Annotated in this window: 20 protein-coding genes and 1 pseudogene; 12 read left to right on the forward strand and 9 right to left on the reverse strand. The window is 72.2% G+C overall.

What is annotated here, in order from left to right; translation table 11 throughout:
* Positions 1-465 precede the first annotated feature (465 nt).
* The gene (locus ACIRB1_RS17605) at positions 466-585 is read left to right on the forward strand and encodes an LPFR motif small protein (protein ID WP_328833325.1); all 120 of its coding nucleotides are present in this window, start codon (positions 466-468) and stop codon (positions 583-585) included.
* Between the two features lie 291 nt (positions 586-876).
* On the opposite strand, the gene ACIRB1_RS17610 is transcribed toward ACIRB1_RS17605, so the two are convergent.
* The gene (locus ACIRB1_RS17610) at positions 877-1182 is read right to left on the reverse strand and encodes a WhiB family transcriptional regulator (protein WP_352179008.1); all 306 of its coding nucleotides are present in this window, start codon (positions 1180-1182) and stop codon (positions 877-879) included.
* 331 nt (positions 1183-1513) lie between these two features.
* Here ACIRB1_RS17610 and ACIRB1_RS17615 point away from each other — a divergent pair, with 331 nt between their 5' ends.
* Positions 1514-2170, forward strand: coding sequence for an endonuclease (locus tag ACIRB1_RS17615; protein ID WP_403466137.1), 657 nt, complete (start codon positions 1514-1516; stop codon positions 2168-2170).
* Between the two features lie 417 nt (positions 2171-2587).
* Here ACIRB1_RS17615 and ACIRB1_RS17620 read toward each other — a convergent pair.
* Positions 2588-2908 (reverse strand): annotated as a pseudogene (locus tag ACIRB1_RS17620) (helix-turn-helix transcriptional regulator); the annotation flags it as partial.
* Positions 2909-3041: 133 nt separating this feature from the next.
* Here ACIRB1_RS17620 and ACIRB1_RS17625 point away from each other — a divergent pair.
* Positions 3042-3794, forward strand: coding sequence for an anti-sigma factor antagonist (locus ACIRB1_RS17625; protein WP_403466138.1), 753 nt, complete (start codon positions 3042-3044; stop codon positions 3792-3794).
* Positions 3795-3874: 80 nt separating this feature from the next.
* Entirely contained in the window at positions 3875-4831 is a 957-nt protein-coding gene (locus ACIRB1_RS17630) for an LLM class F420-dependent oxidoreductase (RefSeq protein ID WP_403466139.1), read from the forward strand.
* 218 nt (positions 4832-5049) lie between these two features.
* On the opposite strand, the gene ACIRB1_RS17635 is transcribed toward ACIRB1_RS17630, so the two are convergent.
* Together ACIRB1_RS17635 and ACIRB1_RS17640 are read right to left on the reverse strand one after the other, a co-directional pair.
* Positions 5050-5598, reverse strand: coding sequence for a type 1 glutamine amidotransferase domain-containing protein (locus ACIRB1_RS17635; RefSeq protein ID WP_403466140.1), 549 nt, complete (start codon positions 5596-5598; stop codon positions 5050-5052).
* A gap of 78 nt (positions 5599-5676) precedes the next feature.
* Positions 5677-5823, reverse strand: a complete 147-nt coding sequence (locus ACIRB1_RS17640; protein WP_403466141.1) for a hypothetical protein — start codon at positions 5821-5823, stop codon at positions 5677-5679.
* 226 nt (positions 5824-6049) lie between these two features.
* Here ACIRB1_RS17640 and ACIRB1_RS17645 point away from each other — a divergent pair, with 226 nt between their 5' ends.
* The 6 genes from ACIRB1_RS17645 to ACIRB1_RS17670 are packed head-to-tail and all read left to right on the forward strand — an operon-like array spanning position 6050 to position 9763.
* Positions 6050-6232 carry a hypothetical protein gene (locus ACIRB1_RS17645; RefSeq protein WP_352179014.1) on the forward strand — a complete coding sequence of 61 codons (183 nt, stop codon included), beginning with the start codon at positions 6050-6052 and terminating at the stop codon, positions 6230-6232.
* Positions 6229-6681, forward strand: coding sequence for an MrpF/PhaF family protein (locus tag ACIRB1_RS17650; RefSeq protein WP_352179015.1), 453 nt, complete (start codon positions 6229-6231; stop codon positions 6679-6681). The genes ACIRB1_RS17645 and ACIRB1_RS17650 overlap by 4 nt, the downstream gene beginning before the upstream one ends.
* Positions 6674-6934, forward strand: coding sequence for a DUF4040 domain-containing protein (locus ACIRB1_RS17655; protein WP_352179016.1), 261 nt, complete (start codon positions 6674-6676; stop codon positions 6932-6934). The genes ACIRB1_RS17650 and ACIRB1_RS17655 overlap by 8 nt, the downstream gene beginning before the upstream one ends.
* Complete coding sequence (locus tag ACIRB1_RS17660) at positions 6931-7668, forward strand: MnhB domain-containing protein (protein WP_352179017.1); 738 nt, start codon at positions 6931-6933, stop codon at positions 7666-7668. The genes ACIRB1_RS17655 and ACIRB1_RS17660 overlap by 4 nt, the downstream gene beginning before the upstream one ends.
* Positions 7668-8015: an NADH-quinone oxidoreductase subunit K gene (locus ACIRB1_RS17665; RefSeq protein WP_352179018.1), complete on the forward strand. Its 348-nt coding sequence runs from the start codon at positions 7668-7670 to the stop codon at positions 8013-8015. Before ACIRB1_RS17660 ends, ACIRB1_RS17665 begins: the two co-directional genes overlap by 1 nt.
* On the forward strand, positions 8015-9763 hold the full coding sequence (locus ACIRB1_RS17670; protein ID WP_403466142.1) for a complex I subunit 5 family protein: 1749 nt from the start codon (positions 8015-8017) through the stop codon (positions 9761-9763). Before ACIRB1_RS17665 ends, ACIRB1_RS17670 begins: the two co-directional genes overlap by 1 nt.
* Here the strand turns inward: ACIRB1_RS17670 and ACIRB1_RS17675 are convergent.
* The 5 genes from ACIRB1_RS17675 to ACIRB1_RS17695 are packed head-to-tail and all read right to left on the reverse strand — an operon-like array spanning position 9753 to position 14549.
* A complete protein-coding gene (locus ACIRB1_RS17675; RefSeq protein WP_403466143.1) occupies positions 9753-11291 on the reverse strand; it encodes a CHAD domain-containing protein in 1539 nt (512 codons plus the stop codon). The two genes, ACIRB1_RS17670 and ACIRB1_RS17675, sit on opposite strands and share 11 nt — an antisense overlap.
* Positions 11292-11345: 54 nt before the next feature.
* Entirely contained in the window at positions 11346-12140 is a 795-nt protein-coding gene (locus ACIRB1_RS17680; protein ID WP_403466225.1) for a glycosyltransferase, read from the reverse strand.
* A gap of 5 nt (positions 12141-12145) precedes the next feature.
* The gene (locus ACIRB1_RS17685; RefSeq protein ID WP_403466144.1) at positions 12146-12760 is read right to left on the reverse strand and encodes an SAM-dependent methyltransferase; all 615 of its coding nucleotides are present in this window, start codon (positions 12758-12760) and stop codon (positions 12146-12148) included.
* On the reverse strand, positions 12757-13536 hold the full coding sequence (locus ACIRB1_RS17690) for a PIG-L deacetylase family protein (RefSeq protein WP_403466145.1): 780 nt from the start codon (positions 13534-13536) through the stop codon (positions 12757-12759). Before ACIRB1_RS17690 ends, ACIRB1_RS17685 begins: the two co-directional genes overlap by 4 nt.
* Entirely contained in the window at positions 13533-14549 is a 1017-nt protein-coding gene (locus tag ACIRB1_RS17695; RefSeq protein ID WP_403466146.1) for an acyl-CoA dehydrogenase, read from the reverse strand. Before ACIRB1_RS17695 ends, ACIRB1_RS17690 begins: the two co-directional genes overlap by 4 nt.
* 363 nt (positions 14550-14912) lie before the next feature.
* On the opposite strand from ACIRB1_RS17695, the gene ACIRB1_RS17700 reads away from it, so the two are divergent.
* Both ACIRB1_RS17700 and ACIRB1_RS17705 read left to right on the forward strand, forming a co-directional pair.
* Positions 14913-15818, forward strand: a complete 906-nt coding sequence (locus ACIRB1_RS17700) for an alpha/beta fold hydrolase (RefSeq protein ID WP_403466147.1) — start codon at positions 14913-14915, stop codon at positions 15816-15818.
* A 121-nt stretch (positions 15819-15939) separates the two neighbouring features.
* A complete protein-coding gene (locus ACIRB1_RS17705; RefSeq protein ID WP_403466148.1) occupies positions 15940-16200 on the forward strand; it encodes a hypothetical protein in 261 nt (86 codons plus the stop codon).
* The last annotated feature ends 61 nt before the right edge of the window (positions 16201-16261 follow it).

The raw sequence follows: 16261 nt of genomic DNA on the forward strand, positions 1-16261 counted from the left end.
GGTCGGGGAGCCCTTGCGGGAGATGACCGACGGGATCTGCCGCTCGTGCACCCGCCGGTCGGGAGGGGAGTCGTAGCCCCTCTCTCCGAGGAGGAAGAGCCGAACTCCAGCTCCAACGGCAGGCGTTGCCGAACCATGTCGTTGTGCGGAACGTACGGGATGCCCTGCGGACAGGGCCGGTCCGGCGCCGACAGCGGACCCGGCGGCTTCCCCGGCTGGGGCGGCGACAGCGGCTCGATCGGCGCCCACAAGTCGTCGTCCACGATCCACGGCCGGGTGCTCACACCCTCCCAAACGGCGGAATCGTCACATCGGTCACGGCGGACCGGGGCGCTCCGACGAGTTCGAGGCCCGGGATCTCTTCGCCGCGCCGGTCCCGCCTCGCGGTACCGAGTACCTGACGCCTTGGCGGGTACCCGGCGAGTCGACAGCCGCCCGAGAAACAGACAGATCCTGGAGGCATCCATGTTCCGCGCCATCGCTGACGTGCTCCGCAGCATCGGCAGTGCGATCGCCACCGTCGTCACGCTGCCGTTCCGGGCACTCGCACGATTGTTCGGCGGGGCGTCGCGTTCCGCGCACTGACGACCTCCGCGAGTGGGCCGGTGACAGGCGGCGCACCCTCCCGGCCCCTCCCGTCCCGACCCCTCCTGCGGGGCGACGGTCCGGGAGTCTCGCGGACGGGAAGAGCCGCTGGACGACGAGGCGAAGACGGACAGCGGTGGCCGCTTGATCGTGGCTCCGGGCGAGGAAGCGTGCCGACAGAGAAGGTCATGCTTGCCCCCGCCGTCGACACCGACGGCGGGGGCGGCCTCCGCCCAAGAGCCGCCCACCGGATTCCGGACGCCGGTCTCGATCACCGAGGGGCGCAAGGGCTCAACGGGTTCGTTCGTGCGCGGTCACCAGGGCAGTCGTCCTGTGCAGTTCGGCGCGCTCCCGTTCGCTCGTTCCGCCCCACACGCCGTGGACCTGACCGCTGCCCATCGCCCAGTCGAGGCACTGCCGAATCACGGGGCACCGGAGGCAGACGCGCTTGGCGGCGAGTTCCTGCCGAAGCGCCGGTCCTGTGGAACTGAGGGGAAAGAACAACTCCGGGTCCTCATCAACGCAGGCAGCCCGCTGTGCCCATTCCATGAACGCCTCCTCCATGACTTGCCCCGAATTCCGCTCGTCCGTCCGCATCCCGGCCCGAGTGCCCCGGTGTCGCGACCGGAAACCGAAGGGCAACCCCGTGGTGGAAAAGACCTGTTGGGGTTCGCTCCTAGTCGGCTCGCGTATCAGGGATTACCGCCTCCCGTTCCGGCGCCCGTGGGACAGCGCCTGTCCCGGCCCGGTCCGTTTCGGACACGCCTGTCCCAGCCCCGGTCCGTTTCGGGCCACGCAGAGCGGGCACACGGGACTCCCATAACGCGATTCGGCCCGGCAGGCACGCTTCCCTCCCCTTCGAGGGGTGTCATCGCGTCCTCCCCCACCCATACGGAACACCGTCCGCGGTCTTCGGAGGTGAGATCGAATGGCGACGACCACTCAACGCGGGGTGATGCGGGCGCTGCTGGACGCCCACGGCCGCACCTACGCCGACGAGGCGGGCATCCCGCTCAAGGACACCCCTCAGCCGTTGTACCGGCTGCTCGTGCTCGCCTGCCTGCTCAGTGCGCGTATCCGGGCCGACATCGCGGTCGCCGCTGCCCGAGAACTGGCCGCCGCCGGAATGCGTGATCCACGCCGGATGGCACAGGCCACCTGGCAGCAGCGCGTCGACGCGCTCGGCCGAGGCGGCTACCGGCGCTACGACGAACGCACCGCCACCCAACTCGGCGACGGCGCGAAACTGGCCACCGAACGCTACGGCGGCGACCTGCGACGGTTGCGCGACCATGCCGAGGGCGACACGGCGACGATGCGACGCCTGCTCCAGGAGTTCCCCGGAGTGGGACCGGCCGGCGCCGACATCTTCCTGCGCGAGGCACAGGCGGTCTGGCCCGAGACCGCGCCGTATCTCGACGCCAAAGCACTCGAAGGCGCCCGCGCCCTGGATCTGCCCACGAAACCCTCGGCCCTGCTTGGCCTGGCGGACGGCGCGGAGCCCGCTGTGGTAGCCGCAGCCCTGGTCCGTGTCGCTCTCGACAAGAAGGCCCCTCCGGCCATCCTCGAAGCCGCCCACACCTGACAGCCGGTCGACGGCACGCCTACCGAAGATCCAGGTCGCCCGAACTCACGAGACCCGTCGACGCAGTCCTTGAACAGCCATAGGCGAAGGCAGCAGCGTGTCGGGGAGTTCCCGCACCGCGCTCACCGAGACGGGCGTATGGCATACCCCGTCTCGGCGGCCAAAAGCGGCGAAGCGCTGATGAATCAATGTGGCTGAGCGGCTGCCGCCGTCTCACCTGGCAGATTCGGAGTCTCGCTCACGCGGCATCCCAAGCGGCGCGCCACGCTGCACGTCCTGCCGTGCGCCACGCTGCACGTCCTGCCGCGGGTCACGCTCTGCGCCCCGCCGCGCGTCACGCTGTACGCCCTGCCGCGCATCCCGCTGCACGCCCTGCCTCGCGTCCCGCTCTGCGTCCCGCCGCCCGTCACGCTCTGCGTCCTGCCTCGCATTCCTCCGCGCGTCCTGCTGCGCAAGCGCGGACAGCAGTACGTCGACCTTCACTCCCGCCTCGGCCGGGTGCCGCAGGATGGTCCCGCGGTGGATGCGATAGGCGTTGGTCCGCCCCTCCCGCGTGTGGGTGAGATAGCCGCCCTCCTCCAGATCGGAAATGATCTTCTGGACGGCCCTCTCGGTGAGCCGGCATCGCGCGGCGATGTCACGGATGCGCGTGCGGCGATCCTCGGCGATCGCGGCCAGCACCCGGGCATGGCTGGTGAGGAACGTCCATCCAGTGTGCGTCTCGGATGCTTCACCCATGAACCCAGCATAGGAGCCAGGTTTCACGCATATCAAGACGCGAAATAAATTTCATGCATCTCTTGACGTGTTTCATGCACCGGAAGAAACTTGTACCGGCAGAGGACAGGCGAAGGCTTCGGGAGAGACCGCCATGCCGGAACACGACCCTTCCGCTCCCCCCAGGAGCAGCGCAGCCGTCCAGGCGACCCCCTGCGTCCCGGCGCCGGTCGCCCCGCCGGCCTACCTGGAGATCGTGACGCGTCCGGCCGGGACCCGGACGGTCGTGGTGGTCTCCGGAGAGCTCGACATAGACACCGAACAGACGCTGCGGCGCGCCCTGCGCCTGGCGCTCGCCCGGTCGTCCGAAGGAGTGGACCTCGACCTGACAGGAGTCGGCTTCTGCGACTGTTCGGGGCTCAACGTCCTGCTGCGTGTCCGCCGTATCGCCCTGACGGACGGCAAGACCCTCCGCATCCGAGCCGCCGCCCCGGGGGTCGAGAGACTGCTGGCCCTCACCGACACGTCGTCGCTGTTCACCGATGCGCCTACGCCCGTCGACGGCGTGGTCCACGACGGGCACCGGCATTCCCCCGCACCGCACGGCCTCATGGAGGAGTACGGGGTCTCCGACGAGGTCGAGGAGCTGCGCGTCGAGGTCGCGCAGCTCAAGCGCGCGATGCTGACCCGGCCGGTCATCGACCTGGCCCGCGGAACCCTGATGGCCACCTTCGGCCTCAGTCCCGAGGACGCCTGGAACGTCCTGGCCGACGTCTCCCAGCACACGAACACCAAACTCCACCAACTCGCCGAAGAACTCGTCGAATCGGTCAATGGGCCCCCGCTGTCCCCGTCTCTGCGGCAACAGCTGTCCGCGGCGGTCGACGCGGTCTCCGGCCCGGCTTAGGGGCATCCGGGGCCGACGTTTCCCGGTGCCCGTCCGGGTCACCCGTGGGCGCACGATCCGCTACCCGCGAGGAGAGCGCCATGACGGAGTTCGGATACTTCCTGTCGTGCGAGGAGCACGGTCCCGCCGAGCTGGTGGAGCAGGCCAGGATGGCGGAACAGGCGGGGTTCACGTCGTTGTGGATCTCCGACCACTACCACCCCTGGAACGACGCGCAAGGGCAGAGCCCGTTCGTCTGGTCGGTGATCGGCGCCCTCTCACAGGCCGTCTCACTGCCCGTGCAGACCGCCGTGACCTGCCCCCTCATCCGTATGCACCCGGCGGTGGTCGCCCAGGCCGCGGCCACCAGTGCCGTACAGCTGAACGGCCGGTTCCGGCTGGGTATCGGCAGCGGCGAGGCGCTCAACGAGCACATCCTCGGTGACGCGTGGCCCGAGGCCGATGTGCGCCTGGCGATGCTGGAGGAAGCGGTGCACGTGATGCGGGAACTGTTCACCGGGAAGCAGATCAGCCACCGGGGCGAGCATTACACGGTGGAGAACGCCCGGCTGTACACGGTCCCGGACGAGCCGGTGCCCATCGATGTATCCGCCTTCGGCCCGCACGCCGCCGAGGTCGCCGGCCGCGTCGGGGACGGATTCATCACCATGGCACCGGACGCCCCCGCCATCGAGCGGTTCCGGCGCAGCGGCGGCGGAACCAAGCCCGTCTCCGCCGGACTCAAGGTGTGCTGGGGGACCGACAAGGAAGAAGCCGTGCGTACGGCGCACCGCCTGTGGGCCAATGAACAGCTGCCTGGCGAACTCGCTCAACTCCTGCCCACCCCACGCCACTTCGAGCAGGCCTCGGAACTCGTCGGCCCCGATCGTGTCGCGGCCGGCGTCACCTGCGGCGACGATCCGGACGCCCATGTGAAGGCGGTCGAGCAGTACACCGACGCCGGGTTCGACACCGTCTACATCAACCAGATCGGCCCGGACCAACAGGGCTTCTTCGACTTCTACCGCACCAAGGTGCTGCCCCGACTGGGGAAGTGACACCCAGATCGATCGGGAAGTGACGCCCATATCGACGCGCCTGAATGCCGTTGTAGCTCAGAATCTCCAGGGCCCGGGTGTCCAGTGCCGCCGTCGGTCCGCGTGCCTCGACCACCGCCGACTCCCCTCTGCGAGCGGCCCGACGTGGCGGGCCGCTGGATGCGCTGAGGCGGGTTCCCGGTGATCGAGGGGGGCGGACGTCCTGTCAGGGGGTCCGGTCAGGGTGCCTTCCGGGCCTTGGCGAACTCGTCGAGGAAGGTTTCGCAGAACGCCTTCAGGTCGTCGGGCTTACGGCTTGTGACGAGCGTGTTCGGGCCGTGATCGCACACGCTCACCTGTTCGTCGACCCAGGTGCCGCCCGCGTTGCGGATGTCCGTGCGCAGACTCGGCCACGAGGTCAGCGTGCGGCCCGTGACCACGTCCGCCTCGATCAGCGTCCACGGCGCGTGACAGATCGCGGCGACCGGACGGCCCAGGTCGAAGAAGCCGCGGACCAACGCCACGGCGCCCTCGTCGGTGCGCAGCATGTCGGGGTTGGCGACCCCGCCCGGGAGCACCAGGCCGTCGAAGGTGTCGGCCGACGCGTCGCGCACGGTCAGCTGGACCGGGAACACCTCGGCCTTGTCAAGGTGGTTGAACGCCTGGATCTGTCCGGGTTCGGTCGACACGAGGACCGGCTCGTGTCCCTGGTCGATGACCGCCTGCCACGGCTCGGTCAGTTCGATCTGCTCGACGCCTTCGGGCGCCATCAGGAATGCGATACGCATCGTGTTCGATCTCCTTCTGCGGGTTGCCATGTGGCCACGTCGTGGACCGGTTCTGTGCGGGTCCCTGGCAGCCCTGGGTCAGTGCGGCAGCACGAGGCACCGGGCGCTCGGGTCCGAACGCCCGCCGTGCGCGAGGGATGTGACCCGATCGCCGTACAGGCACATCAGGGCGGTGAAGGGCAGGGACTCCTCGGTCCCGGCGGGCCGGTTGCGGAGGCGGAGCATGCTGTCTCCTCTGCGGTGGAGTCCCGGATCTTCGGGTACCGCCACCGCGTACCCGGTGGACGCCATTCCGACACGGAGGTTTGTCCCGCCGCTCCGAGGACACCCGCGCACTCGGAACGGCAGGTCGTCGCGTGCCGCCACCGCCAGGAGGATCGGCGGTGCTTGGATGACGCCACGGAAGCAAACCGGTTGAATTCGGGTGGACGGGTCCCGGCGGAGGTGCCATGTGAACCGGCGTAGAACGCTCCTGGGCGCGGGTGAGGTCCTGGCATGGTGGGCCGTTCTCGCCCTGCTGTGGCTGGTCTTCATCAGCGCGGTGGACACCCTGGAACTCGTCGTGGGGGCGTCCGCCGCGCTGATCGGCGCGTTCGCCGCGTGGGGTGCGCGCCGCGCGGTGAGCGGGTGGTGAACGGCTGGACCGTCGCCGCGACCGCCGCGCTCACCGCGGGCGTCGGGGCCGCGGTCTGGGGCGTCGCCACGGGCCCGCTGCGCCGCCGGGTCGTGGCGCAGAACCTGTCCACCTCGCTGGCCTGCCCCGTACTGCTCCTCCTGTCCCAGGGCTACGACCGCCCGTCGTACGTCGATCTCGCGCTGCTGCTGGCCCTGTTGGGCCCGGTCGGCACACTCGTCTTCGCCCGGCTGCTCGCGGAGGACCTTGCGGACGATCCTCCTCGCGCTTGGGGACTCACGTACGCGGTCGCGGGGTTCGGCGGTGCCGTCGTGATCGCCGTGTGCGTGGCCGCGGGCCCGGGGCGCGCCCTGGCCAAACTCCTGGTCGTCGGCGCCCTGTTGATCGGCGGGAACCTCACCGCGTCCCGTGCCCTGTCCGGCGGCTTCGCGGGGAGCCGGCGTGGATGATCCGCTGATCGTCGTCGCGCTGCTGCTGGTCGCCGCGTCCGCGACCGCCGCCGTGGCCGTCCGCGACCCCGCACGGCAGGCGCTCGTCCTGGCCGTCCTCGGAACGGTCCTCGCCGTCCTGTTCACCGTGCTCCAGGCCCCCGACGTGGCGCTGTCCCAACTCGCCGTGGGCTCCGCCCTCACTCCCCTGCTGATCATGCTGTCCGTGCGCAAGGTCCGGCGGCCGGAGCGACGCAAGGAGACGGAACGATGACCCGGCGGGCACGGCTGCTCGTCATGGCCGTCGGCGGCACGGGCCTCGCGGTCCTGCTGGTCGCCGCCTGCTTCGACCTGCCGGGCTTCGGCGGGGCCCGACACCCCTACGGGGACCGGGTGGTGCGCGCCTCCCTCGCCCGGCACACCGCGAACACCATCGCCTCCGTCAACTTCGACCAGCGCGCCTTCGACACCCTCGGCGAGATGAGCATCCTCTTCGCGTCCGTCCTGGGCACCGTCGTCCTGCTGCGCCAGACCCGCGACGAACACCGCGCCGCCCCCGAACCCGGGCACGTCGCCCTCCCCGTACGCCGGTACGCCCTCCTCGTCCTCCCCGTCGCCGTCGTCACCGGCCTGTACGTGATCGCGCACGGCCAGCTCAGCCCCGGCGGCGGCTTCCAGGGCGGTGTCGTCGTGGCGACCGCCCTCCACCTGCTCTACCTCGGCGCCGACTACCGCGCCCTGGAACGCGTCCGCCCGGTCGGCACCTACGAGATCGCCGACGCCCTCGCCGCCTCCGCCTACCTCGTCCTGGGCCTGGCGGGACTGGTCGCCGGCACAGCGTTCCTCGCCAACTTCCTTCCCTACGGCACCTTCAACACCCTCTCCTCGGGCGGCACGGTCCCCCTCCTGAACGCGGCCATCGGCATGGAGGTCGCCTGCTCGGTCGTCGTCCTGCTCGCCCACTTCCTGGACCAGGCTGTCGAGATCGAGAGCGGAGACGCGAAGTGATGTCGGTGTTCCCGTACCTCGTCGCCGCCTGGGTGTTCCTCGTCGGCTGCTACGGGCTGGCGACCAGCCGGAACCTCATCCACGCCGTGGGCTGCCTGGCCGTCTGCCAGTCAGCCACCTATGTCCTGCTGCTGGCCGTCGGCTACCGCGACGGCGCCACCGCGCCCGTCTTCTCCGACCTGAAGCCCGGCTCACGCCCCGTCGTCGACCCGGTGGTCCAGGCCCTCGCTCTCACCGACGTGGTCGTGGGGGCCACGGTGACCGCCGTACTCCTCGCCCTCGTCCTCCAGGTCTCCAAGCTCCACGGCACGCTCGACCCGGACGAACTCTCGGAGCTGCGCGGCTGATGCACCACCTGCTCCCGGTCCTCGTCGCCCTCCCCCTGCTCGGAGCCACTCTCCTCGTCGCCGCCGGACGCCACCTGCCCCGCGCCGCCGCCGAGACGCTCGGCTGCGTCTTCGCCGCGGGCACGGCCGGACTCGCCGTCGTACTCCTCCTCAACTCCTCACCGCCGCTTGTCGACTGGGTCGGCGGCTGGAACCCGAAGGGCGGCGAGAGCGTCGGCATCGTCCTGGTCGGGGACGGCCCCGGACTCGGCATGGCCGCGCTCGCCTCGCTGCTGACCGTGGCGGCGCTGGTGTACTCCTGGCACTACTTCGACGCGGCGCCCCACCGCCACGCGGGCTCCTTCCCCGCCCTGATGCTGCTCTTCCAGGGCGGCATGTGCGGCTTCGCGATCGCGGGCGACCTGTTCGACGCCTTCGTGTTCTTCGAGCTGATGGGCGTCGTGGCATACGCGCTGACCGGACACCGTGTGGAGGAACCCAAGGCCGTCCAGGGCGCGTTGTCCTTCGGCGTCCTCAACTCCCTCGGCGCGTACGCCATGTTGATGGGCATCGGCCTGCTGTACGCGCGCACCGGCGAACTCGCCATGACGAAGATCGGCGCGGGCCTCGACCGGCACGGTGGCCCCGACGCCCTCACCCTCGCGGCCTTCGCGCTCGTCCTGACCGGACTGCTGGTCAAGGCCGCCGCCGTGCCGTTCCACTTCTGGCTGCCGGACGCGCACGCGGTCGCGCCGACGCCCGTGTGCATGCTGCTGTCCGGCGTCATGGTCGAACTCGGCGCGTACGGCGTCTGGCGGGTCTACCACAGGGTCTTCTCGGGCCCGGGCGGCATCCCGGCGTCGGACCTCGAACGCGCCCTGGTCGTCCTCGGTGCCCTGACCGGCCTGGTCGGCGCGGTGATGTGCTGGTACCAGCGGCACATCAAACGGCTGCTGGCGTACTCCACGGTCGCCCACATGGGGCTCTTCCTCATCGGCATCGGCAGCCTCGGCCCCGAGGCCGACGACGGAGTCGCCCTGTATCTCCTGGGCCACGCGGGTGTGAAGGCCGCCCTGTTCGCCTGCACCGGCGCTCTCCTGGACCGCTACGGCTCGGTGGACGAACACGCCCTGCACGGACGCGCCCGCGAACTGCGCGCGGTGGCCGTGCTGTACGTCGTCGGCGCGCTGAGCCTCGCCGGGCTGCCGCCCTTCGGCATCGGCCTCGGGAAGGCGGTGCTGGAGGAGGCGGTGGGCGGCCCGTTGACCGTCCTGGTCGTCGCCGTGTCGGCGGTCACCGCGGGCGCGGTGCTCCGGGTCGCCGCACGCGTGTTCTTCGGCCTCGGCCCCCGGCCCGGCGACGAGTCGTCGTACGAGACCACCGGCGAGCGGGAGGAACCGGAGACGCGGAACCGGCTGAGCCGGGTGCCGGACACCATGACCGCGGTGCCCGCCGTGCTGTTGGTCCTGTCCCTCGCCATGGGCGCGTTGCCCGGCTTCGCCACAGCGGTCGGACACGCGGTGTCGGGCCGGGCCGCCCCCGCCCCGCACTGGACTCTCGCCGGCGTGCTCCTCGGCCTCGCCTCGACCCTGCTGGCCCTCGCCCTGGCCGCACTCGCCGTGACCCACCCGAAGCCACTCGGCGACCCCTCATGGACGGCTCCGCTACGACGCCTCCAGTCCGGCCACATCGGCGACTACGTGGCGTGGCTGCTGGTGGGCACGACCGTGCTGGCTGCGCTGGCGCTGCCGGGTGTCCTCAACGGCTGAGCGCCTTGCGCAGCGCCCGGCGCGACGCCTCGGCCCACACGGGCGGGATTTCCCGTTCGTCCCGCTCGGCCGCGGCCTGCTCCTGGCCGTACAACAGGCCCCAGGTGAAGCTCGGTTCACCCGCCGCGTGCGCCGCCAGGGCCACCGTCCGCACGGCGTCGCGCGCCACGACGCTGTCCTGGTGGTCGCCGAGCACCTGCTGGACGGCCTTGACCCGCCTGCCCAGCCGCTTGGCCGGTTTGCCGAGCGCGGCGCGGGCCGGTTCGGTGGCGTACCGCGTCTTCTTGGCCGCCTTGCGGGCCTCGTGCAGGGCCTTGTCGCGTTTCGTTCCCGGCGGGAGGTCCAGCGCATGGGCCATGCGGTCGGACAGGCGGTCGTACTCCTTGAGGACGGCCTTGGCCATGACCTTCTCCGGCGGCCGGGCGGCCCTGCCGCGCAGCGGGGGGCGTTCCGTCAGCGTCGCCAGACTGTTCAACAGGGCGAGGTGGCGGGGGGAGTTCAGGGCGGCGAGCGTGCGCAGGCGGGCCTCGGAGGTGTCGCCGACGTCCCACACCTGAAAGCGTGCGGCGGTCTCGCCGAAGACGAGTTCGCGGGGCAACTCCTCGATCCGGGCGGCCAGTCGCTCCCGAAGGACCTCATGGTCGCGTTCCGCGCCCAGTTCGGCGCCCAGCCACTTGAGTTCGTCGCGGACGGGGTCGGTGACCTCGCGGTCCAGGACCGACCGGTAGGAGCGCAGGACGCTGCGCAGCCGTCGGCACGTGGTGCGCATCTGGTGCACGGCGTCGGGCAGGCCGCGGCGGACGGCGGGGTCCAGGTCCACCAGGGCGCGGACCCGTTCGTCCACATACCGCAGGATCTCGTCGCCGGCGGACCCCGGCACCACGGTCTCGGCACGCGCGTCCGGCACCCGGGGCGCCCCGATCTCCGTCTCCTCCAGGGCGCGAGCCAGCTTGGAGGGGCTGTGCGCGCGGCGGATGCCGTGGGAGCCCAGCGTCTTCTCCACGGCGTCCAGCAGCCCGGGGTCGCTGTCCGTCGCGAGTTCGACCTCCATCTCGGTCCACGCGGCCCGGGTACCCGTGCCGAGCAGCGACTCGGCGCGGACCGCGTCCACGCTCAGCTCGGCGAGGGCCCCTCCGCCGGAGTCGACGAGCTGCCGTACGCCGCGGGCGGAACGGATGCGGACCACCGGCCGCAGCTCCGCGCCCCGGGTCCGGGAGAGCGTCAACTCCCGCAAGGCGTCCGGGAGTTCTTCGGACAGCGGGGCCCGCACCTCCTCCCGGCTGTCGCCGGACAGCGGCAGTTTGAGGTGCCAGCCCGCGTCGCTTCCGCCCGTCCTGCGCCGGAGCGTGGCCGAGGCGCGGGCCAGCCTCAGGTCGTCGGTGTCGTAGTACACGGCGTCCAGGTCCTCGGTGCCCCGGTCCACGACGGACGCGATCGCGTCCGTACCGGTGAGGTCGGGCAGCCACGAGGTGTCGTCGGCCGAGGGTGCTTCGTACTTCCGCTCTGTCTCTCGTTGCGTCTCGGTCATGGTGTGCGCGTACACATCTGGGGCCCGGTCAAACATCGGCGGTCCGTCGCCGCGTCAGGAGAGGGGTGGGACGAGCGGGGCGTCCCCGGGTTCTCCCGCCCGCCCCGGGCCACTTCGGGCCGCCGGCGTGGAACGGAGTTCCGGCAGCGGCCTGTCCCACACCGAGGGGCGGAGGGCGGCGAGCAGGTCGGCGAGGCCGTCGGGTGCCCGGCCGCGCAGTCGGGCCGCCGTACGGACGGGGTGCCGGTCGGTGCGGGCGATGCGATGGCCCTGCGCGGTGAGACGGGCCACCAGGTCGCGGTCCTCGCCGGTGGGCAGCGCGGCGAAACCACCCGCCCGCAGGTAGGCCGTGGCCGAGAGACCCAGGTTCGCCCCGTGGACATGCGGATGGTGCCACGGCTCCCCCGCCCCGGCGGGCCTGGTCCGGAAGTAGTGGGCGTCGTGCAGGGCGGTCAGCCTGCGTGACCCTCCGGCCAGCCGGACGGTGCCCAGCACCACGTCGTACCCCTGCCGCGCCCAGTCGATCTGGTCGGTGAGCCAGGTGTCGGGCACGGTCGTGTCGGCGTCCGTCATCGCCAGCCAGACGTCCCGGCCGGTGCCCGCGAGGAGGTGCAGCGCGTGGGCGGTCCCGGCGGCGCGCGCGACTCCTACGGTGCGGTGTTCGAGACGCACCACGTGTGCCCCGGCCCGCGCGGCGACGACGGCCGTGGCGTCCGTGCAGGCGTCCGCCGCCACCACCGTCACGACCGGCAGCGGCGCCACCTCCGCGGCCGCGCGCCGCACACTGCGCAGGCAGGCGCCGATCCGGTGCTCCTCGTTGTGCGCGGGGACGACGACGGCGACGGCCATGGGCGTCACGCCAGGCCCTCCGCCCGGGCCGGGGAGAGAACGGGGCCGTCCTCGCGGCCGTACTCGTGGACGGTGAGGGTGAAGTCGGGGTCGTCGTAGCGGGCGAGCCGCTTCAGGCCCGCCAGGGCGTCGACCTCTTCGGCGATGTCCCGGCCCGTGCAGGCGTGTTCGGCGACGGGATGGTTCCAGTGCGCCGTGACGAGATGGCCGCCCGCGGTCAGGCTCTCGGTGGTCCGGCGCAGCAGCCGCGCCCGTGTGCTGTCGTCGAAGTAGTAGAGCAGTTCCGAGAGGACCACGAGGTCGAACCGTGCGTCGGGCCACTCGTCGGGGACCGTCATCCGCCGGACGGTGACGTGGTCCGTCCCCTGGGTGCGCCGGGCCGTCGTCGCCACCGCCGAGGCGACGCGGTCGGTGGAGAGCAACCGGTCGCAGCGGGCGGCCAGCAGTGTGGTCAGCACGCCCACCGAGCAGCCCGGTTCGAAGGCCCGCTCGTAGCGGGGGCGGGGCAGGGCGGCGATGGTCAGGCCGTACTTGCGGCGGTCGTACCAGCGGTCCGCGAGGTGCCAGGGGTCGGCGGCGCCGGCGTACTGGTCCTCGAAGTAGGCGGCGGGGGTGTTCACCGGATCACCGTTTCGAACGTGCGGATGTGGTGGGCCAGTTCCTCGGGCGGCAGCACGGGCGGGACTCCGGGGCCGCGTGCGTCGAGCTGGCTGGCGAAGCGCGCCAGCGCGGCCTTCTTGCGTCCCAGCGCCACGGGGGTAAGCGGCAGCACACCGGCCCGCCGCCAGGGCACCCGGGGGTCGTCGGGGCGGGCCCAGTGCCACATCCACACCGGGAAGGACCACAGCGTGGTGCCCGTCGCGCGGCAGGCGCGGCGCGCCGCGCGTCCGGCGGCTTCGTGGTCGCTGTGCAGGTCGCCGTCCCACGGTGCCAGGCACAGGCGCGCGTCCGTCTCGGCGAGGAGAGCGGCGACGGCCGCGGTCGCCTCGTCCTCGTGCCGGTCCAGGGCCGTGTCCGGGAGGCCGGTGTGCAGGGGTGCGTGGAGCGGGCCGAGTTCGTCCAGCGCGGCGGTGAGTTCGCGGCGGCGCAGCGCGGCCAGCGTGTCGCGTGCCGGTGCGTCGCCGTCGCCGTGCGAGGCCTCCCCGTCGGTCAGGCAGATCGTGTGCACGGCGGTGCCCGCGCCGACGAGGGCGGCCATGGTGCCGCCGAAGCCCAGGACCTCGTCGTCGGGATGGGCCGCCACGACCACGACGGGCCCCTCGGGAAGGTCCAGGTGCGGCAGGCGGTCGGGCAGCCGGGCCGCGCGCCAGTCCTTCTCGTCGGTTCCGGGCGCGTCGATCTCCGCGGCGGCCGCCTCGCGCTCCTGCGCGGACAGGGCGCCCCGCGCCGCCCTCATCGCGTCTCCCGGGAACCGTCACCCAACGCGTGCCCCAGCTGTGCGAGGTCGCCCTCGGCGTGGTGCTGCCGGATGTAGACGGTCAGGTCGGCCACCGCACGGGCATGGCGTTCGTCGTGGCAGAGCGGACCGGCGCCCAGGGCCCGCCCGGTGTGGTCGAGGACCTCTGCGCACACCTTCTCGACCAGAGCCCTCACCCGCAGACCGCGCACCCGGGCCTCGCCTCGCTCGTCGAGAGGATCGGCGTCGATGTCCTCGGCCGCCCGGCGCATGACCGTGTCGGCGGTGCTGAGCAGCACGTCCACCGCGCCCGCGTGGGCCGCCGCGTGCTCGTTGAGCCGACCGGCCGCGGAGCGCTCGTACAGCGGTGCCGCGACCGCGTACGCGCCCCCGAGCCAGCAGGCCGCCACGCCCACCCCTCCGTGCAGGAAACCGGGCCGGTCCACGTAGGCGCCGGGCTCGCCCACCGCGCGGGCGGGCACGTCGGCGAAGGACACGTCCAGGCTGTCGCTGTCGGCCATCCCGACCGCCGGCCAGGTCCCGGGCAGCGGCGTCACGCCGGGGTGGTCCAGCGCCACGGCGAAGAGGCGGTACCCGTCGTCCGCCTCGGCGGTCACGAGCGCGTGGGTGCAGCACCTGGCTCCGGAACAGTACGGTTTGACACCGCTCAGCCTCCATCCGTCCGCCGTGCGCGTCGCGTTCACGACGGGGCTCGGCGGCCGTGCCGCCCACACTCCCCAGCGCTCCCCCGGCTCGGGCAGCGAACCGTCGACCTCGTGGAGGATCGCGGCCGCGTCAAGATGTCCCTCGGCCAGCCGGGCGAGCGACAGGTCACGCCGTCCCAGCGCGGTGAGGACGGCGAATCTACGGCCCGTCGAGCGCCCCGGCAGCGGTACGGCGGGCGCCTCCCGCTCGACGAACCCGGCGAACAGCCCGGACGTCCGCCGCGCACCGGTGTCCGGCGTCCTCCCCTCGGAGGCATCGGGCTCTCTCCCCTCGCCGACGTCGGACACTCTCCCTCCGTCGGCTGAGGAAACTCCGAAATGGGCGACATCGGTGGACGTGATCACCGCGGACTCCTTCAGGTGCGACAAATCCGAACATGCGCCCGTGTTTCCAGGGACGGCCAGCGCAAACGCTGTGCCCGAAGTGGTCTCCGGTGCCCCTGTCGCGTCGTCCCCGTCGTACACCGCACCGCCTCGCGGGCACTCGCCCGGCTCCACGCCCCCCGTCCGAGGAACCGCCCCTGACCACACGTCCCCGCGACGTGTTCCCTGCGCCGCCCGGAGGAGCCCGCTCGGCGAGCGGAAAACCGCACATCCCGGGTACGCGAGCCATCGACCGACTCTGTGGCCGTTCGTATGGGAGGCAGTGGCTTGTTCGAGGGCTTCGAGATCAGCCGGTTCGAGGTCGACGACGCGTCGATCTTCGTCCGCCACGGCGGCGAGGGCCCACCCGTGGTCCTGCTGCACGGTCATCCCCGCACGTCCGCGACCTGGCATCGGGTGGCACCGCTGCTGGTACGGCGCGGTTTCACCGTGGTCTGTCCCGACCTGCGAGGCTACGGCCGCTCGCGCGGGCCGGTGCCCACGGCGGACCACACCGGGTACTCCAAGCGGGCCGTCGCCGCCGATGTCGTCGCGGTGATGCGCCGCCTCGGCCACAGCCGGTTCGCCCTAGCCGGGCACGACCGCGGCAGCGGCGTCGCCCTGCGGCTCGCGCTCGACCACCCGGACGCGGTGTCGAAGGTGGCCCTGATCGACGGCCTGCCCATCTCCGAGCATCTGTCCCGGATCACGCCGGAGTTCGCCACCCAGTGGTGGCACTGGTTCTTCTTCGCCCAGCCGGACGTCCCCGAGCGGGTCATCAACGCCGACCCGGACAGCTGGTACAGCGGCGACCCGCGGAGCATGGGCGAGGAGAACCACGCCGAGTGGCGGGAGGCCATGAGAAACCCCGATGTCGTCCGGGGGATGCTGGAGGACTACCGGGCCGGGCTCACCGTCGACCGGCGGCACGAGGAGCAGGACCGGGCGGCCGGGGTGCGCATCCGGTGTCCGGCGCTGGTCCTGTGGTCGCTCAGGGACGACCTGGAGGACCTGTACGGCGACCCGCTGAAGATCTGGCGCGCGTGGGCGCCGGACGTGCGGGGTCACGGCATCGACTCGGGGCACCACGTGGCCGAGCAGGCTCCGGAGACGCTCGCCTCCTCCCTCGCGGACTTCTTCGCCCGCGAGGACGCGGACGAGCACCGCGACGGGCACCGTGGCGCAGCCGGTTGACCTGGCCTGCGGCTCGTCGGGCGGCGGGGCACCGCAGGAGAGTGCCGGCGCCCCGTGTGACTCCGCCCCGCGTGGGGTACCCGGCGTCGGGTCGAGGTTCCGCAGACACAGGGAGAGAAGCGTGAACGAGTACAGTCCGGGCAGTCACGGGGACGGCGAGGGCCGGGAGACCAAGCCCGTGCCGAGGGACATGCCCGACCAGCAGGCGGGCGCCGCCGGGGATGCCTGGGAGCCCGACGGCGACGCGCCTCGGTCGGCCGAGGACGAACAGCCCGACCCGCAGGTCCCCGACACGGACGAGGCCGGCACGGGTAGGCATGGTTCCCCGCGCTCCGGAAGCCCCCGCCCCGAGCACCCGGTGCCCGACGAGCCGTCCGGCTGACATTCCGCGCGCCGTAGCGGCCCCGGTGGGCCAGTCTGGAGACGGCGCCACTGCCGCCGTC

It is taken from the genome of Streptomyces sp. NPDC096013 (genome assembly GCF_044763565.1).
In the GTDB taxonomy this organism is placed as follows: Bacteria; Actinomycetota; Actinomycetes; order Streptomycetales; family Streptomycetaceae; genus Streptomyces.

What these genes read in the sequence shown, in the direction of transcription:
- ACIRB1_RS17615 (WP_403466137.1), top strand. Translation starts at nt 1,514, where the DNA reads ATGGCGACGACCACTCAACGCGGGGTGATGCGGGCGCTGCTGGACGCC.
- ACIRB1_RS17670 (WP_403466142.1), top strand. Translation starts at nt 8,015, where the DNA reads ATGCACCACCTGCTCCCGGTCCTCGTCGCCCTCCCCCTGCTCGGAGCC.
- ACIRB1_RS17635 (WP_403466140.1), bottom strand. Translation starts at nt 5,598, where the DNA reads ATGCGTATCGCATTCCTGATGGCGCCCGAAGGCGTCGAGCAGATCGAA.
- ACIRB1_RS17675 (WP_403466143.1), bottom strand. Translation starts at nt 11,291, where the DNA reads ATGACCGAGACGCAACGAGAGACAGAGCGGAAGTACGAAGCACCCTCG.
- ACIRB1_RS17665 (WP_352179018.1), top strand. Translation starts at nt 7,668, where the DNA reads ATGTCGGTGTTCCCGTACCTCGTCGCCGCCTGGGTGTTCCTCGTCGGC.
- ACIRB1_RS17630 (WP_403466139.1), top strand. Translation starts at nt 3,875, where the DNA reads ATGACGGAGTTCGGATACTTCCTGTCGTGCGAGGAGCACGGTCCCGCC.
- ACIRB1_RS17690 (WP_403466145.1), bottom strand. Translation starts at nt 13,536, where the DNA reads ATGAGGGCGGCGCGGGGCGCCCTGTCCGCGCAGGAGCGCGAGGCGGCC.
- ACIRB1_RS17640 (WP_403466141.1), bottom strand. Translation starts at nt 5,823, where the DNA reads ATGCTCCGCCTCCGCAACCGGCCCGCCGGGACCGAGGAGTCCCTGCCC.
- ACIRB1_RS17625 (WP_403466138.1), top strand. Translation starts at nt 3,042, where the DNA reads ATGCCGGAACACGACCCTTCCGCTCCCCCCAGGAGCAGCGCAGCCGTC.
- ACIRB1_RS17680 (WP_403466225.1), bottom strand. Translation starts at nt 12,140, where the DNA reads ATGGCCGTCGCCGTCGTCGTCCCCGCGCACAACGAGGAGCACCGGATC.
- ACIRB1_RS17605 (WP_328833325.1), top strand. Translation starts at nt 466, where the DNA reads ATGTTCCGCGCCATCGCTGACGTGCTCCGCAGCATCGGCAGTGCGATC.
- ACIRB1_RS17610 (WP_352179008.1), bottom strand. Translation starts at nt 1,182, where the DNA reads ATGCGGACGGACGAGCGGAATTCGGGGCAAGTCATGGAGGAGGCGTTC.
- ACIRB1_RS17660 (WP_352179017.1), top strand. Translation starts at nt 6,931, where the DNA reads ATGACCCGGCGGGCACGGCTGCTCGTCATGGCCGTCGGCGGCACGGGC.